Raw genomic sequence first — 21,273 nt, forward strand, 5'->3', positions numbered from 1 at the left:
CTGAACCTATGAACGCATGGCAGTGGCGTCAAGATATGGCAGGGCACGCATCGCATTTGTCACGATATCGTTGGGTAACATCATCAGGGCGGGTGTTGCTGTCCACAGAATTGCCGTCTCGATCTGTTGGTCGGGGTAGATTTGCCGCAGCATATGGGCATAGGCCCCCATTTGGCGCAACAACCCGTCCGGGCAGGCATCCGGTGCGCCGGGAACCACTCGGTTGGTCTTGAAATCCACCGCGAGGATGTGATCCTCGGTAATTACCAGCCGGTCAATCGTCCCATGCAGACGCTGCGCGCCCAAACTGCCGGTGACGGGCACTTCAGCAAGAGCAGTGTCAGCAAAAAGTGCGAGAAGGGCAGGGGCGCTTAGAACGGCGTCGGCTTCATCCTGTGCCCTGGCGATCATTTCTGTTGGATGATGTCGTGCCAAGCGGTTTAGGAATATCTCACGCGCATCGGCATCCATCAACGGGAGATGTTCAAGCAATTCATGCACCAAAGTGCCGTAGCTCAGCGCGGTATCCATGTCGAACCCCGCTTCCCCCGCCAGCGCCTTTGCCCCGCCAAGATCGGAGGGCGATAGAGTTTTGGCCTCACCGCTTGGCGCGGGGGCACTACGTGTAAAAATAGGGTCTAGCTGGGGCGTTGTGACGATTTCCTCTGGTGTATCAACAATGTCGAGCGCATCCCAATTGCCCTGCTGATAGCGTAGCGTGCCATCGTCTCCCGACGGCTCTGCCTTCAGCCGGGTCAAAGCGGCAGCGGTGATCTGGTACCAAGAGGATTCATCTTTCGATAGCTCCCCCGCAGCCGCCACAATCAGCCATTTTTCAGCCCGCGTCATCGCGACATAGAACAGTCGAAGCCGTTCTTGAAGCGCAGCCTCTTTCATTTCATCCAGCCGTGTCCGCATCGGTTGCGGTGTATCATCTGCTGCGGCTTTCCATACGGGAGTGCCGCCAACGGTAATGATCTCATCCTTGATCGTAACATCGCGCCGCCCGGTGTCGGGCAGGATCACGATGGGCGCTTCCAGCCCCTTGGCGCCATGCACCGTCATCACCCGGATCTGGTTCGAGGCGCTGTCGATCTGGCGTTTAATCTCCAAATCATCGGTTTGCATCCATTGCAAGAACCCGGTCAAGCTGGGCACTGCGCCGCGCTCATAAGAGAGGGCTTGGCTTAGCATTGCGTTGATGCCGTCTTCGGCCTCTGGGCCTAGCCGCGCCAGCAGTTTGCGACGGCCATCATGGCGGGTAAGAATGCGTTCAATCAGATCATAGGGGCGGAGGTAATCTACTTGCGCTCGCAGGTCGCGCAGCACGGCGAGCGTAGGGGCATGATCCTCCGTTTGGTTGCGCAGTGCCTGCCAGAGATGATCCTCTTTACGGTAATGTGCGACGCTGAAAAGGTCTTGCTCTGACCATCCGAAAAGCGGCGATTTTAGCGCGGTGGCGAGTGATAGATCATCATCCGGTGTTGCCAAGAACGACAGGATTGCGGCCAGATCACGCACCGCAAGCTCGGCCCCAACCTTAAGCCGATCCGCCCCGGCGATGGGCAGTTCCGCTGCTTTGCAAGCGCGGATAATTTCGGAGAATAGGGCGGAGCGGCGCTGCACGAGGATCAGAAAATCCCCCGGTTGGATGCGACGCCGCGCCAATCCGCCTTTGGCGTCATCGGGCAGGTAATGTTCTTCGGTCGTCAGATCTTTGATGCGCCGCGCGATGCGTTCCGCCAGTTGCACTGTGTGATGCCGCGCGCTGCGGCGGTCTACGGGGTCGGTCCAATCGCCTTCCTCATCGGGGCCAGCCTTTTCGATAAAGGGCCAAAGGTCGACGCGGCCGGGCAGGCGGTCCTTAAAGGCCAGATGCCCGTCATTCGTGAAACCGGGCTGAATCTCTGGGTCAAACACCCCATCGACTGCCTGCAAGATCGCCGAAGAAGAGCGGAAGGAATACGCAAGGCTGCGGCGTTGGAAAAACTGCCCCGCTTCGCCGATCTTCTGCTCAAAGGCCGCGCCTTTACGGTCCAGTTCTTCAGGGTCCGCACCTTGGAACGAATAGATCGACTGTTTCTTGTCACCTACGACGAACAGCGTCCGGTCCACCTCATTGCGGGCCCCGGCACCGGAGTAAAACTCATCCGTCAGCCGTTCGATCACATCCCACTGGCGCGGAGAGGTATCCTGCGCCTCATCTACCAGGATGTGATCAATGCCGCCATCGATCCGGAAAAGCACCCAAGCAGCCACGGCTTTGTCAGTCAACAGGGCGCGGGCTTTGAGGATCAGATCATCGAAATCAAGCCAGCCCCGCTTTTGTTTTTCATCCGCATAACGCGCAAGGAAACGGCTCGCAAAACGGTGCAGCACATAGGTTTTGCGCGCCGCTTTCAGGGCAAGCCGCGCCTCGCGGGCGTCCTCAACCCGTTGCATCAACTGCTCTAGCTGCGGCATTTGTTCTGCGATGACCTTTTGCGTCGGTTTTGTTGGAAAACTGCCGATCTTAGCGGTAAAGGGCGCTTTGGCTCCGCTGCCAGTCAGCAGGGTGCTTTCCAGTTGGGGCAGGGCCGAGAGATCGTAATGTTTGACCTCTTGCAAGGCCGCGCCCGCTTTGCCGTCATTGCCGCCCTTGGCCAACAGATGCGGGATGATTTCTGCCATCATCGCCGCTTCGCTGCCGAGGAAGACGGAACCGGCGATGCTGTCTTCGGTCAGGTCTTCGGGTTGGTCAAAAAGCGCTAGGATCTCGGCCCATGACCGCGCTTCGGCAAAAGCGTCACGCTGGCCGACGATGCTGCGGGTCAGGCTGGCGAAATCCTCGCCAGTGTAGTGCCGCGCGATATCGGCCACCAAATGCGCGTCTTCGCCTTCGGCCATTTCATCCACGATCTCTGCGCGTAGTAGGTCGGCGGCCCGGTCTTCGATCTCAGTGAACTGTGGGCTGACCTGCGCCTCCAGCGGGAAACGCCGCAAGAGGGCCGCGCAGAAGGAGTGGATGGTTTGAATTTTCAGCCCGCCGGGCGTCTCAATCGCGCGGGCGAAAAGGGTGCGGGCATTGCGCAGCTGATCGGGCGTCAGCTCCCCGTGTACGCCAAGATCGGCCAGCGCACTGCGCAACGCTTCATCCTTCAGCATCGCCCATTCGCCCAAGCGTTTGAACAGGCGGTTCTGCATCTCTGATGCGGCGGCTTTGGTATAGGTCAGGCAAAGGATATGCTGCGGTTCCACATCATCCAGCAACAACCGCGCCACGCGGTCGGTCAGCACGCGGGTCTTGCCAGAGCCTGCATTCGCGGTCAGCCAAGTGGAAGCATCAGGCCGCGCTGCCTCAATCTGGGCCCGGGTTGCATCGTTGAAATTACGCATCATTCCAGATCCTCTGGCTTGGCCGCTGTGGTGCCATCCCATTCGCCAAAGCGGGCCAATTGGTCATAGTTTCCTGCAAACCCATCGCTTTGCACCATGCGCCGGGCGGTAAACCCTTGGCCTTCGTCAAGGTAGCGCGACAGTAGCGCATGCAGACCAGCGAGCACCTCTTGGGGGTTTTCCTCATCCAAGGGGGCGGGCACTTCGACGGGTTTGGAGCCCAAGCCGATGAAGGCCGCATGCGCCACATGGGCCACGCCCACCTCGGGAAACCCTCCACGTTCGACCATCGCCGCTTCGATCAGCAGTTGTTTGTCGAACAACCGCTGTTCCTTTTTGCCCGGCGGCGTGCCGGTCTTGTAATCATAGATCAGCACATCGCCGTCTTCGGTCTGGTCGATCCGGTCGGCAAAACCGCTGAGGGTAAAGCCGAGGTCCGCGAAGGTATAACTGCCGCGCGCGCCCTGCTCAAAAGCGACGGGGCTGGAGAAATCCGCGCGGGTCCGCTCGCGGGCGATGAACCAATCAGCGATCCGGTCGATCCGCGCCAGCCACATGGCGCGGGCAGCGGGCCAAGGGGCTTCCTCCTCCAAAACCTGAGAGGCAACTTCGAGAAGGGTTTCACGGGTTAGCCGCGCTGGATCGCGCGCCACCAGCTTTACGAAGTCCTCCATTATGCGGTGCAGAACAATACCGCGCACGGGGGCGTCGGGTGACTGCACCAGCGGGTTTATGGCGCGCAGTTTCAGACTGTGTTTGGCATAGATGGCATAGGGATCGCGGATCAGCGTCTTGACCTCAGTCACCGACAACTTGCGGGGCCGCGCCGCCCGTGGGGGCCGGGGCGACGGGCGCGGCGCGGCGGCGGTACGCTCCACTGTTTCCAAGGCACGCACCTGATCCAGCCAATAGCCGCCGCGTTGCTGCATTGCTTTCCATGCTTCCGGTCCACCGGTTTCGCCCAACCCCCCCAGCAGGTTGCCCAGCCGGTTCAACCAGCGCGAAGGCACCATTTCGGCTTCATCCGAGCGGATCGCGCGGGTGATCCAAACCTCGGGGCTAGCGATCGCCTGTTGGTAGTCATGCGCCGAAAGACCGACGCGCCGCTCGGGCAGCAGCAGGCCCGCCTTCTCGCGCATTTGGCGGTTCAGCCACGGATCGGGTGGCGGTGCTTCGGGCCAAGTGCCTTCATTAAGGCCGCCAAGGATGACCAGATCAGCGCCCTGAACCCGCGCCTCCATCGTGCCCCAGATCATGATGTCGGGGTGCGGGGTGTCGGCCTCGCGCACCTCTTCTTGGGACAGCAGCGCGCCCAACAAATCGGCATAATCAGCCGCATTCATCGCGCCGCCGTGCACGGCGTGTTCGGTGAGGTTTGCCATCACAGCTTCCGCCGCAATGCCAGCGCCATGTTGCCAGAGCAGGTGATCGGGGTCGGCGGGTTGTCCGGCGGCGATCCTTTCGGCCAGCGCCAAATGTGCGGCGACGCAATCGGGCAGGGGCCGCTCACCGGGGGCGTCATGGCCGGGGAAAACCTCGCCCAGCCAAGCAACCCAATCGCGGAAACCGCTGGGGTCTTCCATCCGCTTTGCCGCGCGTTCCGCGATTTCGGTCAACCCTTCGGCGTCGGGATAGGGCAGCCCGTGACGCCGGATCTCGGCCTCCAACCGCTGGGTATAGAGCTGGTGAAAGTTCCGCCCCGCGCCGCTGTGTGTCAGCGGATGTTTCAATAGGGTCAGCAGCGCTTCGGCATCCAGTTTCCGGACAAACAGCGCCGCCACATGGCGCAGGAACCGCCCCGGAGGGGACAGTTGCAGCGGCATCCCGGCACTATCATCGGGAAGGATATTCCACCGATCAAGGGCTGCGGTAACCTGCCGGGTCAGCATCCGGTCGGGCGTGATCAACGCGGCTTTCACCCCGTCTTCGGCAGCTTGGCGCAGACGCAACGCAATGGCCAGCGCTTCGACCCGCGGCGTGGGCGCTTCGATCAGGGTGATGTCAGCCGTGGCACCATGTAGGTCTTCCAGCTTTGGCCCCTCATTCAGCCAAGCATGGGTGACCGGCGCAGGCCGGAGCGAAAGCGACAGCAGCTTGTTACGTGCCGCAGAAACGGCAGGCATGTCGCACCACGGTTCAATCGCCCCCCGCGAAACGCCGAGCATATTCATTAGCTTGCGGAAACGGTATTGCGGATGATCTTCGGCCAAAAGCGCCTGATCTAATTCGTTCCAAACGGCGGTCGGCATCTCGAAATCGAACCCAGGCAGGATGATCGCGCCTTGGGGCAGGCGGGCCACGGCCTCCATCAGCAAGGCGGTCGTGCCGCGCGAACCGGTGGAGCCTGCAAGGATCACCGGATGCTGCGGTGGATTGTCCTGCCAACGGGTAATGATCCGGGCGACCAGTTGACGCCGCCGCGCCTCGGCGTCGGGGCGGGTGGTGGTCTGGCCAAGATAGTCATGGGCGATGGCAAGAAAACGCTGCGCACGCTCCCAATGGGCCGAAAGGTGACCCACGTCCAGCCCGGCCACGGTTTCGGGCGAAACGCCTTCGCCCTGCATCTCGTCGATCAACCCGGCAAGGCTGTCAGACAGTGCATAAAGTGACGCACGCGGCGCGAGATCCGGCGCGGCATCCAGCAGGCGCGAGACCAGTTGAATTAGTTCGAGCCGCCGTTGCAGGGGCGGTGTCGGCGCTGGCAGGGCAACACCGGGCGCCAATGCGTCAAGGTCGGTAATCAGCCGGATGCGTGGCAGGAAGCCTGCCGGACCCGCATCAAAATCATGGCGCAATCGGCGTGCCATGCGGTTGGTGTTCACGATGAGTTCGACCCGCGCCATCGCCTCGGGCGGGCCGTTTTCCAGACGTTCGCAGAGCCCGCGCACCAACCCGCGCGGGAAGTCGACGCCGGGGGCTAGGCCGAAGATGCGGGGTGTCTCTTGCGGCTCAAACATGGGTACCTGCCAACAGACCTTCGGCGAGGGCAATGCCGCCGGGGTGACCCACATCGCACCAACGTCCTTCATAGGACAGGCCAAACACCCTCTCGCGGTGCAGCATCATGTCCCATATTAGGTTAAGCGAGAATGCATCGGCCTCAATCTCAGCCAGAAGATCGGTTCTAATGATCTGTACCCCACCATAGACTTGCCCCGGCCCCCGTTTAAGGCGGCCATCTGTTGCGATGGTGAAATCGCCCTCGCCACCGTGACCAAGAGTGTTTTCCAGCGGCACCGTCATCAAAAGCGCATCCATTCGTGCCGGATTCCATGCGGCGCGCAGGCTCTCTAATGGGTTTGGTCCTGCCCAGATTGCGTCACTGTTCATGGTGAAAACCGGATCTGAGCCCAGCAGAGGCAGCGCATTGCGCAGCCCGCCGCCGGTATCGAGGATGTCAGGCGTCTCAGTGATCGTCTCGACGCCTTGTGCGCGCAGATGTGTGTCTAGCTGATCGGGCAAGTAATGCAGGTTCGCGACGATCCGCGCAGGCGAAACCGCTTGGGCAAGGTCAAGCGCGTGGTCAATCAGCGGGCGACCGGCGACCGGCACCATCGGCTTGGGCTGGTTTTGGGTAAGATGCTTCATGCGCGTGCCGAACCCGGCAGCAAACATCATGATGGCGTCGGGGTACTCGCGCATTGGCTTTTCAAATGCTCCAGAAAATCGGGGGTAGGATGGGGCAGTGCGCCCGCGATACTGTCTGCCACAGTGGATAGCGCGGGATGGCTTAGGTTGTGTTGCAAATGTTGCCAAACACGGGGGATCAGGTCGACATAATGCGGTTTGCCATCGCGTATGCAGAGGCGGGCAAAGATACCGAGGATGCGCAGGTTGCGCTGCGTACCAAGCAGAGCATATGCGTGCCGGAAGGCGGTTTCGTCCTGCCCGGTCTGGGCAAGATAATAGTCCACTATCTTTGCTTCGGTCGCGCGCGAAACATCGCGGCGGGCATCTTGCAGGATCGAGACAAGATCATAGGCCGGGTGGCCCAGCAGTGCATCTTGGAAATCTAGCAGGCCCACACGCGCGGCCCCTGTACGCTGTGGCAACCAAAGCAGGTTTTCGGCGTGGTAGTCGCGCAGGATCACGACTTTGGGCGCGGCATCCAATGCGGTTGCAAGAGGGTGAAAGGCCTGCTCAAAAGCGGCGTTTGGGCCTTGCCCGCTGTCCGGCGCATAGAAATCGAACGCAGGGGCCGCCATTTCAGTGAGCCAATTGGCATCGCAGATCGGCAGATCGGGCAGGGGCGCGGCATGGAGTTGGACCAGCACGTCGGTCGCGGCACGGTAAAGCGGAAGTTCCTGAGCAGGATCGGTTGCCATCAGCCTGGCAAATAATGCGTCACCAAGGTCTTCGATCAGCAAGAGCCCGTGGTCGCTGTTTATGTGGTAAATTTGGGGCGCGCTGAGGTTGTTGGCCGTCAGATGTTTAGCAACCTGAAAGAAGGGGCGCACATCTTCGCCGCGGTCAGGCGGGGCGTCCATCAATATTGCAGTTTTACCATTCGTTCTGCGAAGCCGATCATAACGCCGGTTTGAGGCGTCACCGGCCAGCAGTTTTCGCGTGGCATCAGACCAGCCTGCATTTCGCAGGAAGGTTTCGATCAGGGGGGTGCGCTGGGTCATCTGTGCCACTCGACCAACTTGTCGGCCCAATCGGCGCCAATCCATTTGGCGGTCAGTGTGCGGGTGTCTTCTTCGGCGTCCGGGGCAAGGGTGATGTGCAGCGCCCCGTGGGGTGCGAGCGGCCCCAGACGATCCGGCCATTCCACCAGACAGATCACATCGTGGAATGCGTCAATCAGCCCCAGTTCCTCAATCTCATGGGTAGAGGTTAGCCGGTACAGGTCAGCGTGCCAGATCGCGCCGCCTTGCACCTCATAAATCTGCACCAGCGTGAAGGTGGGCGAGGGGATGTCTTCGGGATAGTCGAGCAGTTCAGAGATTAACGCACGAGCGAAATGGGTTTTACCCGCTCCAACATCGCCGCTGAGCAGGACAACATCGCCGGGGGATAGACGGCGGGCCAATTGCCGCGCGTGCTGGGCGGTCTCATCCGGGCCGCTGAGCAGGAGGGAAAGTGTATCTTCGGACATGCCCCATGCTTAGCGTGCCGACGCGCAGCCGCAAGATCAAAGCGGATGGAGGTGCCTTACTCGGAGGGGGGCCGCTGGTCGCTTGCCATAGGGGCGGCAGAGCGATCCTGTCTGGCCGCGCCAACCGGGATCGGGCGAAAGCGCACGAGCGTCGCGCCTGAGGCGATGGCTGATACTTCGCATGATAGCGGCCCGCCTTGGAGAGGATAGATGGGCATGTTCCAGCCCGCGCGGTCCCCCCGGCACATGACAAATTCAGCGATGTCGGGCCAAAGCGGATTTGCCGTTGACATTTCCCGCCAAACACGGATGGCGTCATCAATGGTTATCTCGGCAAAGCTTTTATCGGGGTCTTGTTTCCACCGGGCGCGATATGCAGCGTTGCAGACCGTCAGCACGCCGGAAGCTGAAAAGACGGCGAAACCGTCCTCTAATGTGTCAAGAAGGCTTTGGCTTTGCTCAAGTTCGGCGCGAAAATTGCGGGTTAGGGTAACCTCGGCAGTGATGTCTTCGATCAGAAAGGCGGTGGCTCCATCTGGATGAGGGCGCCCCCGAATGCTGTAGGTCTGACCGTTTTCGAGGGACCATGTCTCTTGATAGCGCCCATCGGTCGCGGCGGCGATCACCTCTGCGATCTCTTGCCGCCAGTTCTTGTAGTTCTTCGGCTCTGGCATGCGGCGGCTTTCGCGCAGTTAATCAAAGAAAGACACCATTGTGGGTCGGGCGCTGAGGAAGGGTGCGGGCAACGCGGTAAGGTCAACCAAGGCCGGATTGAACAGCGCCAACTGCCCGTTTCGGTCAAAGATTGCCAAGCCGATGGACAGATGCGCAAAGGTTTTGGCGAGGGTCTGGACAAAGTTGCGTTGTGCTTCCTCAGCGGCGACAACGGCATTGATGCAGGTGGCGTGGTAAATCTGCAGATTATCTTCGCTGGTGGTGGTCAGCGCGTACCAATCCGGCTTTTCCCCTTGGGCACTGCGCAAGCAGACGCGGTTGGGGTGATCGGGCGACGGCGTGCTGAACAGGGCGGCGCCCCCGCATTCAGGATCATGCTGCGCCTTTTGTTTCAGCGCCGCATAGGCCTTGTTGTGCCAGATGATGCGTCCGCCTGCCTCGGTTTGCCATGCGGGGTTTGGGCTGCTGTCGCTGGCGCGGCGCAGGGCGGCGAGTGTGGTAAATGTTTCCTCTGTGATTTCTTCTGCCGCGCGGGTCTGTGGCAGGTGCAACCAACACAGCGCGTCCCGCCATGTGATACGAAGTTCTGGCGGGCTGTCCCCATCTTCGGCGGCGAGCGTCAGATTTCCGGTGGCCCCATGGCGGGGGGAGGCAGGGAATTCGGGAAACCGCGTTAACAGCGCCTCGCGAATGTCCTCCCAATGGTGATAACCGGGGGCGAGGGCAAAGCGGGTGAGGGCGTTGTCGGACCCGTGGATCAGGTGCCCATCCTCGAAAAGCAGGCTCATGTCGTCGATATCTGGGGGGGCTTTCGTTGTACGCGTACCGAGGGTGCTAAGCCACCAAAGGGCGACCAAAGCAGATACGCAGGCTGCGGCAAGCACAATGAGAACGTCTGGCAATGCCATGACGGAAAACCCTTTCGGCAAATGCGACGCCTTACCTTGGAGACCAAAGGTTAACGCATCGTTAACAAATTCTCCTGAGCCCGTCGTTAAACGGTCAGACGTTGGTTTTCCCCGAACACATTGTCATCTGGGCCAAGGTCGAGCAGGTGGCGCGACCAGACCACTTCGACCACGGCCCCACTGCCTGCTGGCGGCAGCCCGCGCAGCCAACCACTGTCTGATCCATTGGCAAATCGTAGCCGCGCACCGGAACGCTCTAGAAAGGTCTTGGCAATAAAAAGCCCCAGCCCCATGCCCTCATATTCTGGACGCGCAGGTTCGCTTGTCGTGCCGCTGCGGCGGCGCAGGAAGGGGTCCCCAATCCGGCCCAAATGCTGCGGGGGGAAGCCGGGCCCGTTGTCGATGATCCGCACTGAAATATCATCGGTCGACCATTCAGTTTCGATCCAAACGGTGGTTTCGGCAAAATCCACTGCGTTCTGCACCAGATTGCGCAGACCGTGGATGATTTCGGGTTTGCGTGGAATGGTTGGCGGGCGCCCGTGGTCTCGGGCCATCGGATTGTCGGAAAAAATGACCGTCTTGCCCCGGTCCAAATGCGGCTCTGCGGCCTCTTTTACCACGGCTGTCAGCTGCGCGCGCTGCATGTGCAGGTCGTCTTTGCCAATGCGCCCCATGTCGCGCATAATATCGCGACAGCGGTCAGCCTGATCGCGGATCAGTGCGGCGTCTTCGGCTAGATCTGGGCGGTCTTCCAGATCGTTCAGCAATTCGGAACTGGCCAGCTTGATTGTCGCCAGAGGCGTGCCCAATTCATGCGCGGCAGCGGCGACAACTCCGCTAAGGTCCGACAGTTTCTGTTCGCGCGCCAACACAAGTTGTGTTGCCGAAAGTGCGTCTGCCATCGAATGCACCTCAGAAGTCACGCGCCGCGAATAGGCGCTGGTAAAGACGATTGCGATCAGCAGGGCGGCCCAATGGCCAAAGACAAAGATACCGGGCTGGCGCAGCACATCACCCGATTGCGTCACCAGCGGCAGATGCCACAACGCCAGTACCGACGCCGCGATAATCGCCGTCGCGCCCAAAACCAGTGTCGAACGTAGGCTAAGCGCAGTTGCCGAGATCGTGACCGGCGCCAACAGCAGTAGCGCAAAGGGATTGTTAAGCCCCCCAGTTAGCCCCAGCAGCAGGGTGAGCTGCAAAAGGTCAAACAGCACCATGGCGAGGTTCTCACGCTCGGACAGGCGTTTGTTCTGCGGAAAGACAAAAGCCGCTACTAGATTGCCCACCACAGAAACGCCAATGGTCATATAACAAAGGCCAAAGGCCAGTTGCAGGCCAAGCGCCGATTGCGCGACGGTCACGGCAGTCAACTGCCCGGCGATGGCGAACCAACGCAGCACGATCATGGTGCGCAGCCGGATCCAACTGGCGCGGGTGCGCCCGTCGAGGGGCCGAATATTTGCCTGCGTCATCTTAGCCCCATCACTTTATTGCGTCTTGCATCACCTGCGATCTAGCGTAGGTCTGCGGCGAAACACGATCAAGAGCGGCCGATGGCCCGGAGGACTGACATGAAACGGATGATTGCATTTGGTGCGGTTGGGGTTGCAGCAGTATTTCTGGCGGGCACGGCCTTTATGGTGCTGCGCGGCGAGGATGACGCCTATGCCTCTTGTCGGACGAGCCAAGTGGCGGGTGGCGATATCGGCGGGCCGTTTGAACTGGTCAACGGCGCCGGCGAGACCGTGACCGATGCTGATGTGATTTCCGAGCCTGCGTTAATCTATTTCGGCTATACCTCTTGCCCCGATGTCTGCCCTTTGGATGTGGACCGCAACGCAGCGGCGACCGAGATTTTGGATGAGCGCGGCCAAAGCATTACGCCTGTCTTCATTACCGTCGACCCCGCGCGCGACACGCCCGAAGTGGTCGGTGACTTTGCCGAAGTGATGCATCCGCGTATGGTGGGGCTTACCGGTTCGCCTGAGCAAGTCAAAGCGGCCAGCCAAGCTTACCGTACCTACTACAAGGCCCATCCAGCAGATGAGAATGGCGAATACCTCGTCGATCACTCGACCTTCAGTTATCTGGTCATGCCCGAGGAAGGCGTCGTCGAATTTTTCCGCCGTGAGGTGCGCCCCGAACAAATGGCCGACAGCATCGGTTGCTTCCTCGATCAAAGCTGAAATTGACCCGCCGCGATAGCCGCCCCATATTAGCCTTGGAGAGGGGACGTTGATGCAGGATATTTCCGACTTAGGCCCAGACCGCAGCTTGCTTCTGGTTGATGACGATGAGCCGTTTCTGCGCCGCTTGGCCAAGGCGATGGAAAAGCGTGGTTTTGAAGTGGAGACCGCAGGCTCTGTCGCGGCGGGCAAAGCCATTGCAACTGCGCGCCCCCCGGCTTTTGCGGTTGTTGATCTGCGGCTTCAAGATGGCAATGGCCTCGACGTCGTCGAAGTGCTCCGTGACAAACGCGCCGATGCGCGGGTTGTCGTGCTGACGGGCTATGGCGCGATTGCCACGGCGGTTGCCGCGGTGAAATCAGGGGCCACGGATTACCTCTCAAAACCGGCTGACGCGAATGACATCGTGAATGCGCTTTTGGCCACCGGGGGGGACCTACCCGAACCGCCGGAAAACCCGATGAGCGCGGATCGCGTGCGGTGGGAGCATATCCAGCGGGTCTATGAGCTTTGCGATCGCAACGTCTCGGAAACCGCGCGGCGGCTGAACATGCACCGGCGGACCTTGCAGCGCATCTTGGCTAAACGCTCACCGCGCTAAAGCTCGAACCGTTTCCAGACTTTATCAACACGCGTGCCGTCGGCCAGCGTGCAGTTGGGCAGGCGGCGGAAATCTTCGAACCCGCGGCTTTGGTAATAGGCCAATCCGCCCGGATTGTCGGCGCGGATGATGGCGTGGATATGGGCATAGCCTAGGTCTCGGGTAGCTTGTTTCGTCTTCTCGAACAGTGCCGATCCGATGCCGAAGCCCGTCTCTCCCACTCGTACAAATGTTGCCACGTCTACACCGCCCTCGGGCAGATCTGGATGCGGCTCTATATATTGAAACCCTTTGAGCGTCCCGCGCTCATCCTCGGCCAGATGCCACGCGCTGTCTGGTGCTGCCATCCAGCCCTGCAATTCGCGCGGGGTGATGGGGGTGACCATCGCAGTGGTGCCGCCCTTGGCGATGATCGCATTCAACAGATCGGCCAAGGCGCGCGTATCAAGGGCCCCGGCATGGCGGATGTGGATCACGCCATTTCGCCCAACAGCGCCTCATGGCGTTGGGTGAATTCATTCCGTACTTCGACGGGCGGGCGCAGCAGGATGTTTAGCCCCTGCATCAGCGTTGCATCCGGACGGCCAAAGAAACGGGTGGCTTCGGCCTCAGAAAATCCCGCGATCTGGCTGGCCTCCATCCACGCGCTAACGCGGTCGGCCTTTTTGATCTGCTGTTTGACGCGCACTGGCAAGCTGGCGGGCAGGCCAAACCTGACATGCACGGCAGTGGTCAGCCGGTCATCCAAGGCGCGATAATCCGGCCCCACGGCAGCCTTCACGGGCGAGATCATATCGCCGATCACATATTCGGGTGCGTCATGCAGCAGCGCGGCCAAGCGCCATTTTGCAGGCGCGCGGGGGGCGATCCGGGCAAAGATCGTCTCGACCAGCAGCGAATGTTCGGCGACTGAATAGGCATAGTCGCCCCGCGTCTGCCCGTTCCAGCGGGCGACGAAGGCCAGCCCATGCGCGATGTCCTCAATCTCAACATCCACCGGGGTCGGATCCAGCAGATCTAGCCGCCGACCTGAGAGCATCCTCTGCCACGCGCGGGGTTTCTGAGCCATCGCGATGCGGTCCTTCCTTGGTAATCCTTTGGGAACCATTGCCCATTACACCCTGTTCATCCCACGAAGGAGATAATCATGAAACCCGTTTTTTCCGGTACGATACTTGCAGTTACCTTGGCCAGCCTCGCAGGTGCTGCACAGGCAGAAGAAGTCTGCATGCCCGCCAAGGAAATGAAGTCGGCCCTGATCGATTGGTACGGTGAAGAGCCTGTGCCGGGTCAGCGGGACGACAACAGCCAACTCTGGGCATCGGATCAATCGGGCACATGGACCTTGGTTAAGACATTGGCCGACGGCAATGCCTGTGTGCTGGCCCAAGGCGATGACTGGATGGCGGGTCTTTCGGGCGATAAGCAACTGGCCGCTCTTCAGCGTTGAGCCTGCGGGGGTCGTTCTCCATTCACATTGAGAATTCGCGGCGAAGGTGCTAACCGCCCTGCAACACTTCAAACAGGAGCGCCGCATGGCCCACGACTATATTGTTAAGGATATCAATCTGGCGGCCTACGGGCGCAAAGAGCTGGACATCGCCGAAACCGAGATGCCGGGCCTAATGGCTCTGCGTGATGAGTACGGTGAAAGCAAGCCGCTGAAAGGGTCGCGGATCGTCGGCTCGCTGCACATGACCATCCAGACCGCCGTTCTGATTGAGACGCTTGTCGCACTTGGCGCGGATGTGCGTTGGGCATCCTGCAACATCTTCTCTACCCAAGACCACGCCGCGGCGGCGATTGCCGAAGCGGGCGTTCCGGTCTTCGCGATCAAAGGCCAGTCGCTGGTTGAACATTGGGATTACCTCGACAAATCCTTCATGTTCCCGGAAGGCCCGAACCTGATCCTCGACGATGGCGGCGATGCGACGCTGTACATTCTGCTGGGTGCGCGGGTAGAGAATGGCGAAGATGAGCTGATCTCCGTTCCCAAGTCCGAAGAAGAAGAAGCGATCTTCGCTCAGATCAAAAAGCGTATGGCAGAAAGCCCCGGCTGGTTCACTAAGATGCGTGAGCAGATCAAAGGCGTTTCTGAGGAGACAACCACTGGCGTGCACCGCCTCTATGATCTGGTGAAACAGGGCCAGCTGCCCTTCCCTGCGATCAATGTGAACGACTCTGTCACTAAGTCGAAGTTCGACAATAAATACGGCTGTAAAGAGAGCCTCGTCGACGGTATCCGCCGGGCCACCGACACGATGATGGCCGGTAAGGTCGCTGTTGTGATGGGCTATGGCGATGTGGGCAAAGGCTCTGCCGCAAGCTTGCGCGGTGCGGGTGCCCGCGTGAAAGTGACCGAGGTCGACCCGATCTGCGCGCTACAAGCCGCGATGGACGGTTTCGAAGTCGTGCTGCTGGAAGATGTCGTAGCCACCGCCGATATCTTTATCACCACCACCGGCAACAAAGACGTGATCCGCATCGAGCATATGCGCGAGATGAAAGACATGGCGATCGTTGGCAACATCGGCCACTTCGACAACGAAATCCAAGTCGCCGCGCTGAAGAACCACAAGTGGACCAACATCAAAGAACAGGTGGACATGATCGAGATGCCGAATGGCAATCGTCTGATCCTGCTCTCCGAAGGGCGCCTGCTGAACCTCGGCAACGCCACCGGCCACCCGTCGTTCGTGATGTCAGCCTCCTTTACCAATCAGGTGTTGGCGCAGATCGAGCTCTGGGAAAACACTGACAAATACGGCAATGACGTCTACATCCTGCCCAAACATCTGGATGAAAAAGTTGCCCGTCTGCACCTCGATCGGATCGGCGTGAAGCTGTCAAAGCTGAACCCGGAGCAGGCTGCCTATATCGGTGTGACCCCCGAAGGTCCGTTCAAGCCTGAGCATTATCGCTACTAATCGGTCGGTTCACCGCCCTTTCGTAAGAATAACCACGCCGTCTTGCATATAGCAGGGCGGCGTCTTTCGTTTAACTATTGAAAGTATGTATATAAATCCTCTCTCGGCGGATTCAGGCAGATATCCGCGCGCTCCGGGTAGGAAGCGGAACATAGTCATCCAGGCGGTGTTTCTTCCCCAGACCATTACAAAGGAGTTCGAAAATGAAACGTACATTCCTGAAATCGACCGTAGCAGCCCTAGCTCTGACAGCGGGCACCGCTTTCGCACAGACTGCCGACACCACTGCTGGTGCAGCAGCAAATGCCGAAGCAACCGTCTCTGGTGAAACCGTGACCAACACCGCCGACGATCTTGGCGCATCGGTTGAAAAAGAAGCTGAGCAAACTGCCGAAATGTCGCGCGAAAATTCAGATGATTACGAAGGGACAAACGACCCGGAGGCAACTGATGAAGTGCTGACCGCGCCGACCGAAAGCGCAGAAATCGACGGTGATACCGAAGTCGATAATGACGCTGAACTGACCGCCGAGACCGAAGAAGTGGCGCCAACCACAGACGCCGAAGCGGATCTGGCCGGGAACGCTGATTCAGAGTCGAATTCGTCACTGAGCACCGACACAAGCGGCACAACGACGACTGAAACCGATACCGATGTCGCTGCTGAGGAAAACGCCGATGTCGATAGCGAAATGACCGCTGAAGTCGAAGGCGAGAATGAAACTGACCTGACTGAAGATGTCGCTTCCGATACCGAAGCTGACATGGAGACAGACGTCACACGGACCGACACCGGCATGAGCAACGCCTTTTCCGGCATGGTCGTAGGTGACTTGGTTGGCCTGACCGTTGTCGAAGCTGACGGTGATACCATCGGTGACATTGATTACGTGATCCAAACCGACACAGGCTATGCCGCAGTCGTTGGCGTGGGTGGTTTCCTTGGCCTTGGCGAACATACCGTCGCCGTACCGCTTGAAGAAATCTCTATGGCGGCTGAAAATGACCTGAAGCTGAGCACTTGGACCAAAGCCGAGTTGGAAGCGCAGCCAGAGGTTGATGAAAGCCAGCTCGAAGGGCTTGAAGACGACGTCAGCCTTGACGACGCATCCTAAAATACGGACGGATTTTTAGCATCGAGGCGTCCCTTTGGGGCGCCTCTTTTTCGTGCTCAGCATGGGGCTACAAACGGCGGCGAAATAAATCTTTTGCAAAACAGCGATATGACTTTAGGCTCCCGTCTCAGGAACCCCTGCGGGGCCGAAGTTTACTATTGGGAGAGATGTTATGGGCAAGCGTGATGAATGGATCGCGAAATACGCCGAAGACCTGAAGAACAAATGCGGCATGGATCCAGACATGGACCTATTGACCAAGGTGACTATCGGTTGCGGTCCGTCGATCTATAATGCCGACGCGCAAACAGTGTCTTCCAGCGACACGGCGGAGTTGAACACCGTGAAGGACAATTTTCTGATCAAGAAACTCGGCCTGCCGGATGATGAACATCTGATGGGCGGTATTCAAAAAGCGATAGAAACCTATGGCCGTTCCGAGCGGAACAAATACCGCGCCGTGGTTTATTATATGCTGGTCAAACACTTCGGCAAAGAGTCGGTTTACGGCTGAGCAAGCCCTTAGAATAGCTTAACAAATCCTTTCTTGAAGCGCGCGCTTGGTTAAGCGTGCGTTTCGTTTTTGAACGGGCTTTGACATAGTCGAAAGTTGCGCGAAACAGTCGGTTCGGCTATCCATCTTGTATCGGCCTGCTAGGGCAGATCAACGTATAAAGAACATGTGTGGTGGTTTTGGGAGCACATGGGGTGAGAAGGGTTCTGGCGGGGTGCCGGAACCCTTTTTCGTTTCACAATGGTCAAAACCTGCTGGCCCTAGGGTGCCGTTTTGCCCAGAGCGCAGATCAACTCCCATTCCGCGTCCGTTACCGGCTGCACCGATAGGCGGGAGTTTTTCACCAGCACCATATCCTCAAGTCGCGGATCGGCTTTGATCTTATCCAAGGTGACCGGAACGGCGAAAGACCGTACCGCCTTGATGTCCACGCATTCCCAACGCGGATCATCTGTGCTGCTGTCGGGGTGTGCTTCGGCGCAAACTTCAACGATGCCAACGATCTCTCGGTCTTTCTGCGAGTGGTAGAAGAACCCCAGATCGCCAAGCTTCATCTCGCGCATGAAGTTGCGGGCTTGGTAGTTGCGCACGCCGTCCCATTCCTCACCCGCGTCGCCTTTGGCCTTCTGGTCGGCCCAGCTCCATGTTGCGGGTTCGGATTTGAACAACCAATAGGCCATCAGCCGATCACCCGGTTCCAGTGGGTCAGGGTGACGCTCTGGAACAATCCGGCCTTGGCATAGGGGTCATTCGCGGCCCAATCTTCGGCTGCGGCCATGTCAGGCACATCCAGAATGATGAGCGAGCCGATCATGCTGCCTTCGCCGTTCAAGAGCGGGCCAGCCTGGGCCACAGCATCGCTGGATTTGAGGTAGGCAAGGTGATCGGGCCGGTTTTCCTGACGGATCGGCAGGCCATCGGCTTTGTCATGGGCGATTAGGGCAACAAACATATCATTCTTCCTTTAGTGGGCGGGTCAGCAGAGATTTCATAGCGCCAGCCACATCTAACTGGTTGTCGAGCAATCCGGCAACTGCACGCGTAATCGGCATGTCGAGCGCGGCCTCGCGGGCCAGCGCATCGACAGCTCGTGCGGTGGCGGCGCCTTCGACCGTGGTCGACGGGTCAAAGGGCGTGCCTTGGCCCAGCGATTGCCCCAGCCGGTAGTTGCGCGATTGCTCGGACGTACAGGTCAATGTCAAATCGCCAAAGCCTGAAAGCCCGGCAAGCGTAGTGGGTTCGGCGTTTAGATGCGCGGCAAGACGCTGCATTTCGGCATATCCGCGCGTCATCAGGGCCGCTCGTGCGCTTTCGCCCAGACCCGCCCCAATCGCGGCCCCGCTTGCGATCGCGACCACGTTCTTCAGCGCTCCACCTAATTCCGCACCGATTGTATCCGTGGTGCGGTATAGCCGCAGGTTCGCGGTGGTCAGTTCCGCTTGAAGGTATTTTCCTGAATCTGCATCTGCGCAGGCCAAGGTCAGCGCCGTGGGCAACCCCCGCGCGATATCGGCGGCAAAGCTTGGCCCCGTGAGGATCGCAGCCTTCGCATCGGGGATCGTCTGCGCAATCACGCTCACTGGTCCGACACCGCTGCTGAGTTCGATGCCCTTGCAGCAGGCAACCAGATGTTTCCCGTGAAGCAGGGTCGCGTGTTCTTCCAGTACGCTGCGCAGCTTTTGCATCGGGACGGCAAGCAGCAGTATGTCCGCTCGACACCCGAGGGTGAGGCTATTGGTCACCGAAAGGCGATCGGGAAATGGGCAGTCCGGCAGACGTTTGCTATTCTCGCGTCGGTCAGCCATGTCGCCTGGATCGCGGGCCCAGAGTGTCACCGGACCTTTGCCCGCCAGCGATATCGCCAGCGCCGTGCCAAAGGCCCCTGCGCCCAGAACCGATACGCTCATGCTTTGGCCCCCTTCTTGCCGCTGCCCAACATCGACGGCCGCGCAGTGTCTAATGGCCAACGCGGGCGGGCCGAAAGCGTCAGATCATCGGGCGCGCGCAGTACCGCTTGCTCTCCGGCTGCAAAAGCGATCATCGCGGCGTTATCAGTGCAAAGCGTCAGCGGCGGAGCGACAAAACGTGCCTCTTGCTCGGCAGCAACAGTCTCTAACGCTGCACGAATTGACTGGTTAGCAGCGACACCCCCAGCGACGCACAGACCCCGCGCGCCTTCTGCCGGATACTCTGCAAAGGCGCGGCGTGTCTTATGGGCCAACACATCAACCACAGCGGCTTGGAACCCTGCCGCTAAATCCGCCTGATCTTGCCGCGTCAGCCCGCCATGGGCGGCCACACATTTGTCACGGGCGCGTAGCACAGCGGTTTTCAGACCCGAAAAGGACATGTCGCACCCTTCACGATCCAACAGCGGACGCGGCAGGGCGAAGCGTTTGGCGTCGCCCTCCTGCGCGCATTTTTCGATCGAAGGTCCACCGGGCTGCGGAAGGCCCAATAGCCGCGCGACCTTGTCAAATGCCTCGCCCGGCGCATCATCAATTGTGCCGCCGAGGCGGTCAAAACTCTCAGGCCCGCGGACCAGCAGGAACTGGCAATGACCGCCCGAAACCAGTAGCATCAAATAGGGATAGGGCACATCATCAGTCAGTCGCGGCGTCAGCGCGTGGCCGGCCAGATGGTTGACCCCGTAAAGCGGCTTGCCCGTCGCTGCTGAAAGCCCCTTGGCGCACATCACGCCCGAGACCACGCCGCCGATCAACCCCGGCCCCGCAGTAACGGCGATGGCGTCGATCTGCGGCAGGGTGATCCCGGCCTCGGCCAATGCATCCTCTACACAGTGATCTAATTTCTCTGCATGGGCGCGGGCGGCGATTTCGGGGACGACACCGCCAAAATCGGCGTGCAATTCGGTCTGGCCCGCAACGACCGACGCCAGAACCGTGCCGCGTCCGTCTTCTTCCATACGCACAACGGCTGCTGCCGTATCGTCGCAGCTGCTTTCCAAACCAAGGATCAGGCGTGTCTGGGATTGGCGATAGGGCATGGGGGGCTTTCCGTTGCAAGGCACCTGCACCGCAGGTAACACCGCTCTCACGCGCAAACAATGCCGGAGCCTTGCGATGCCACAGCCAAGATTGCTTCTGACCCGCCCGCAACTCGGTGCTGCGCAGTTTCTGGAACGTCTTTCTCCTGCGCTGCGCATGGGGGCTGTTGTCTCTCCGCTGGTTGAAATTGCGCCGACCGCTGTGCTGGTCGACCTTGCGCCGTTCGCCGGGGTGATCTTCACTTCCGCAAATGGGGTGGCCCATGCGCCAGCGGGGGGTGGAATGCCTGCCTATTGTGTCGGGCCGCAAACCACGGCGGCGGCGGCTAAATCAGGTTGGCAGGCAGAAATGGCGGGGTTGGACGCCGAAGCAATGATAGCGAACCTATCGGGGCGCACCGATATTGGGCCGCTTCTGCATCTTGCCGGTCGTCATCGACGCGGCGATATTGCTGGAATTTTAAGCGCTTCGGGTGTGACCACACAGGTTGTGATTGTCTATGAACAGAACCTGATGCCGCTATCCCCAGAGGCACAGGCGCTGTTAGAAGGCTCTACACCGGTCATTGTGCCGCTCTTTTCGCCCCGCAGCGCGCACCATTTCGCCCAACAGGCCGCCTGCACCACCGGAGTCATGGCCGTGTCAATTAGCTCTGCCGCTGCAGAGGCGCTTGAAGCTCTGCCGCTCTATGCGCATGATGTCGCCGCAGAACCCACTGGCGAAGCCATGGCGGAAGCCGTTGAAAAACTCTTTCGCCGCACCACCTTGCCTTGAGGGGCATAGGTATGCCGGGTAAGCTCGCCTTTGCGAGTGAATGACAGGTTCAGAATTGAAAGGCGGACGGCGTGGCGAAACCCAAG

The 21,273-nt window shown here is 59.7% G+C and carries 21 protein-coding genes; 7 read left to right on the forward strand and 14 right to left on the reverse strand.

Annotated elements, in window-relative coordinates:
• Positions 1–6: 6 nt before the first annotated feature.
• From addA to DSM110093_RS00475, 8 genes are all read right to left on the reverse strand, one after another.
• Positions 7–3,378, reverse strand: a complete 3,372-nt coding sequence (gene addA, locus DSM110093_RS00440) for a double-strand break repair helicase AddA (RefSeq protein WP_243266207.1) — start codon at positions 3,376–3,378, stop codon at positions 7–9.
• Positions 3,375–6,332 carry a double-strand break repair protein AddB gene (addB, locus tag DSM110093_RS00445; protein WP_243266208.1) on the reverse strand — a complete coding sequence of 986 codons (2,958 nt, stop codon included), beginning with the start codon at positions 6,330–6,332 and terminating at the stop codon, positions 3,375–3,377. Before addB ends, addA begins: the two co-directional genes overlap by 4 nt.
• Positions 6,325–7,017 carry a nucleotidyltransferase family protein gene (locus tag DSM110093_RS00450; protein ID WP_243266209.1) on the reverse strand — a complete coding sequence of 231 codons (693 nt, stop codon included), beginning with the start codon at positions 7,015–7,017 and terminating at the stop codon, positions 6,325–6,327. The genes addB and DSM110093_RS00450 overlap by 8 nt, the downstream gene beginning before the upstream one ends.
• Complete coding sequence (locus DSM110093_RS00455) at positions 6,990–8,003, reverse strand: phosphotransferase (protein ID WP_243266210.1); 1,014 nt, start codon at positions 8,001–8,003, stop codon at positions 6,990–6,992. The genes DSM110093_RS00450 and DSM110093_RS00455 overlap by 28 nt, the downstream gene beginning before the upstream one ends.
• Entirely contained in the window at positions 8,000–8,473 is a 474-nt protein-coding gene (gene tsaE, locus DSM110093_RS00460; protein WP_243266211.1) for a tRNA (adenosine(37)-N6)-threonylcarbamoyltransferase complex ATPase subunit type 1 TsaE, read from the reverse strand. Before tsaE ends, DSM110093_RS00455 begins: the two co-directional genes overlap by 4 nt.
• Positions 8,474–8,529: 56 nt before the next feature.
• The gene (locus DSM110093_RS00465) at positions 8,530–9,147 is read right to left on the reverse strand and encodes a hypothetical protein (RefSeq protein ID WP_243266212.1); all 618 of its coding nucleotides are present in this window, start codon (positions 9,145–9,147) and stop codon (positions 8,530–8,532) included.
• 18 nt (positions 9,148–9,165) lie between these two features.
• Positions 9,166–10,056 carry a hypothetical protein gene (locus DSM110093_RS00470; RefSeq protein ID WP_243266213.1) on the reverse strand — a complete coding sequence of 297 codons (891 nt, stop codon included), beginning with the start codon at positions 10,054–10,056 and terminating at the stop codon, positions 9,166–9,168.
• A gap of 86 nt (positions 10,057–10,142) precedes the next feature.
• Positions 10,143–11,534 (reverse strand): sensor histidine kinase RegB, encoded by a 1,392-nt coding sequence (locus DSM110093_RS00475; RefSeq protein WP_243266214.1) that lies wholly within the window; start codon positions 11,532–11,534, stop codon positions 10,143–10,145.
• Between the two features lie 99 nt (positions 11,535–11,633).
• Here DSM110093_RS00475 and DSM110093_RS00480 point away from each other — a divergent pair, with 99 nt between their 5' ends.
• Both DSM110093_RS00480 and DSM110093_RS00485 read left to right on the forward strand, forming a co-directional pair.
• Entirely contained in the window at positions 11,634–12,248 is a 615-nt protein-coding gene (locus DSM110093_RS00480; protein WP_243266215.1) for an SCO family protein, read from the forward strand.
• A gap of 52 nt (positions 12,249–12,300) precedes the next feature.
• Complete coding sequence (locus DSM110093_RS00485; protein ID WP_067935816.1) at positions 12,301–12,849, forward strand: ActR/PrrA/RegA family redox response regulator transcription factor; 549 nt, start codon at positions 12,301–12,303, stop codon at positions 12,847–12,849.
• Here DSM110093_RS00485 and DSM110093_RS00490 read toward each other — a convergent pair.
• Positions 12,846–13,325, reverse strand: coding sequence for a GNAT family N-acetyltransferase (locus tag DSM110093_RS00490; RefSeq protein WP_243266216.1), 480 nt, complete (start codon positions 13,323–13,325; stop codon positions 12,846–12,848). The two genes, DSM110093_RS00485 and DSM110093_RS00490, sit on opposite strands and share 4 nt — an antisense overlap.
• Positions 13,322–13,918 (reverse strand): HD family hydrolase, encoded by a 597-nt coding sequence (locus tag DSM110093_RS00495; RefSeq protein ID WP_243266217.1) that lies wholly within the window; start codon positions 13,916–13,918, stop codon positions 13,322–13,324. The genes DSM110093_RS00490 and DSM110093_RS00495 overlap by 4 nt, the downstream gene beginning before the upstream one ends.
• Positions 13,919–13,996: 78 nt before the next feature.
• Between DSM110093_RS00495 and DSM110093_RS00500 the strand changes: the two genes are divergently transcribed.
• The 4 genes from DSM110093_RS00500 (at position 13,997) to DSM110093_RS00515 (ending at position 17,405) form a co-directional block, all read left to right on the forward strand.
• Complete coding sequence (locus tag DSM110093_RS00500) at positions 13,997–14,299, forward strand: S-adenosyl-L-homocysteine hydrolase (RefSeq protein ID WP_243266218.1); 303 nt, start codon at positions 13,997–13,999, stop codon at positions 14,297–14,299.
• A gap of 85 nt (positions 14,300–14,384) precedes the next feature.
• Complete coding sequence (gene ahcY / locus DSM110093_RS00505; RefSeq protein ID WP_243266219.1) at positions 14,385–15,776, forward strand: adenosylhomocysteinase; 1,392 nt, start codon at positions 14,385–14,387, stop codon at positions 15,774–15,776.
• Between the two features lie 203 nt (positions 15,777–15,979).
• Positions 15,980–16,891, forward strand: a complete 912-nt coding sequence (locus tag DSM110093_RS00510) for a PRC-barrel domain-containing protein (protein ID WP_243266220.1) — start codon at positions 15,980–15,982, stop codon at positions 16,889–16,891.
• Between the two features lie 172 nt (positions 16,892–17,063).
• Positions 17,064–17,405 carry a DUF2853 family protein gene (locus tag DSM110093_RS00515; protein WP_093927624.1) on the forward strand — a complete coding sequence of 114 codons (342 nt, stop codon included), beginning with the start codon at positions 17,064–17,066 and terminating at the stop codon, positions 17,403–17,405.
• 260 nt (positions 17,406–17,665) lie between these two features.
• Here the strand turns inward: DSM110093_RS00515 and DSM110093_RS00520 are convergent, their stop codons facing one another.
• The 4 genes from DSM110093_RS00520 to tsaD are packed head-to-tail and all read right to left on the reverse strand — an operon-like array spanning position 17,666 to position 20,412.
• The gene (locus tag DSM110093_RS00520) at positions 17,666–18,085 is read right to left on the reverse strand and encodes an EVE domain-containing protein (protein WP_243266221.1); all 420 of its coding nucleotides are present in this window, start codon (positions 18,083–18,085) and stop codon (positions 17,666–17,668) included.
• Positions 18,085–18,357 (reverse strand): YciI family protein, encoded by a 273-nt coding sequence (locus DSM110093_RS00525; RefSeq protein WP_243266222.1) that lies wholly within the window; start codon positions 18,355–18,357, stop codon positions 18,085–18,087. The genes DSM110093_RS00520 and DSM110093_RS00525 overlap by 1 nt, the downstream gene beginning before the upstream one ends.
• Before the next feature lies 1 nt (position 18,358).
• Entirely contained in the window at positions 18,359–19,312 is a 954-nt protein-coding gene (locus tag DSM110093_RS00530) for an NAD(P)H-dependent glycerol-3-phosphate dehydrogenase (protein ID WP_243266223.1), read from the reverse strand.
• Positions 19,309–20,412: a tRNA (adenosine(37)-N6)-threonylcarbamoyltransferase complex transferase subunit TsaD gene (gene tsaD, locus DSM110093_RS00535; protein ID WP_243266224.1), complete on the reverse strand. Its 1,104-nt coding sequence runs from the start codon at positions 20,410–20,412 to the stop codon at positions 19,309–19,311. Before tsaD ends, DSM110093_RS00530 begins: the two co-directional genes overlap by 4 nt.
• 76 nt (positions 20,413–20,488) lie before the next feature.
• On the opposite strand from tsaD, the gene DSM110093_RS00540 reads away from it, so the two are divergent.
• Positions 20,489–21,187 (forward strand): uroporphyrinogen-III synthase, encoded by a 699-nt coding sequence (locus DSM110093_RS00540; RefSeq protein WP_243266225.1) that lies wholly within the window; start codon positions 20,489–20,491, stop codon positions 21,185–21,187.
• Positions 21,188–21,273: the final 86 nt, after the last annotated feature.

This window comes from Sulfitobacter sp. DSM 110093 (assembly GCF_022788715.1).
In the GTDB taxonomy this organism is placed as follows: domain Bacteria; phylum Pseudomonadota; class Alphaproteobacteria; order Rhodobacterales; family Rhodobacteraceae; genus Sulfitobacter.

Bases quoted from the DNA above. Each gene is read 5' to 3' on its own strand.
- tsaD (WP_243266224.1), bottom strand. From the start codon at position 20,412: ATGCCCTATCGCCAATCCCAGACACGCCTGATCCTTGGTTTGGAAAGC.
- DSM110093_RS00500 (WP_243266218.1), top strand. From the start codon at position 13,997: ATGAAACCCGTTTTTTCCGGTACGATACTTGCAGTTACCTTGGCCAGC.
- DSM110093_RS00450 (WP_243266209.1), bottom strand. From the start codon at position 7,017: ATGCGCGAGTACCCCGACGCCATCATGATGTTTGCTGCCGGGTTCGGC.
- DSM110093_RS00510 (WP_243266220.1), top strand. From the start codon at position 15,980: ATGAAACGTACATTCCTGAAATCGACCGTAGCAGCCCTAGCTCTGACA.
- addA (WP_243266207.1), bottom strand. From the start codon at position 3,378: ATGATGCGTAATTTCAACGATGCAACCCGGGCCCAGATTGAGGCAGCG.
- tsaE (WP_243266211.1), bottom strand. From the start codon at position 8,473: ATGTCCGAAGATACACTTTCCCTCCTGCTCAGCGGCCCGGATGAGACC.
- DSM110093_RS00515 (WP_093927624.1), top strand. From the start codon at position 17,064: ATGGGCAAGCGTGATGAATGGATCGCGAAATACGCCGAAGACCTGAAG.
- DSM110093_RS00475 (WP_243266214.1), bottom strand. From the start codon at position 11,534: ATGACGCAGGCAAATATTCGGCCCCTCGACGGGCGCACCCGCGCCAGT.
- DSM110093_RS00485 (WP_067935816.1), top strand. From the start codon at position 12,301: ATGCAGGATATTTCCGACTTAGGCCCAGACCGCAGCTTGCTTCTGGTT.
- DSM110093_RS00455 (WP_243266210.1), bottom strand. From the start codon at position 8,003: ATGACCCAGCGCACCCCCCTGATCGAAACCTTCCTGCGAAATGCAGGC.
- DSM110093_RS00520 (WP_243266221.1), bottom strand. From the start codon at position 18,085: ATGGCCTATTGGTTGTTCAAATCCGAACCCGCAACATGGAGCTGGGCC.
- DSM110093_RS00530 (WP_243266223.1), bottom strand. From the start codon at position 19,312: ATGAGCGTATCGGTTCTGGGCGCAGGGGCCTTTGGCACGGCGCTGGCG.
- DSM110093_RS00525 (WP_243266222.1), bottom strand. From the start codon at position 18,357: ATGTTTGTTGCCCTAATCGCCCATGACAAAGCCGATGGCCTGCCGATC.
- DSM110093_RS00465 (WP_243266212.1), bottom strand. From the start codon at position 9,147: ATGCCAGAGCCGAAGAACTACAAGAACTGGCGGCAAGAGATCGCAGAG.
- DSM110093_RS00540 (WP_243266225.1), top strand. From the start codon at position 20,489: ATGCCACAGCCAAGATTGCTTCTGACCCGCCCGCAACTCGGTGCTGCG.
- DSM110093_RS00470 (WP_243266213.1), bottom strand. From the start codon at position 10,056: ATGGCATTGCCAGACGTTCTCATTGTGCTTGCCGCAGCCTGCGTATCT.
- addB (WP_243266208.1), bottom strand. From the start codon at position 6,332: ATGTTTGAGCCGCAAGAGACACCCCGCATCTTCGGCCTAGCCCCCGGC.
- DSM110093_RS00495 (WP_243266217.1), bottom strand. From the start codon at position 13,918: ATGGCTCAGAAACCCCGCGCGTGGCAGAGGATGCTCTCAGGTCGGCGG.
- ahcY (WP_243266219.1), top strand. From the start codon at position 14,385: ATGGCCCACGACTATATTGTTAAGGATATCAATCTGGCGGCCTACGGG.
- DSM110093_RS00480 (WP_243266215.1), top strand. From the start codon at position 11,634: ATGAAACGGATGATTGCATTTGGTGCGGTTGGGGTTGCAGCAGTATTT.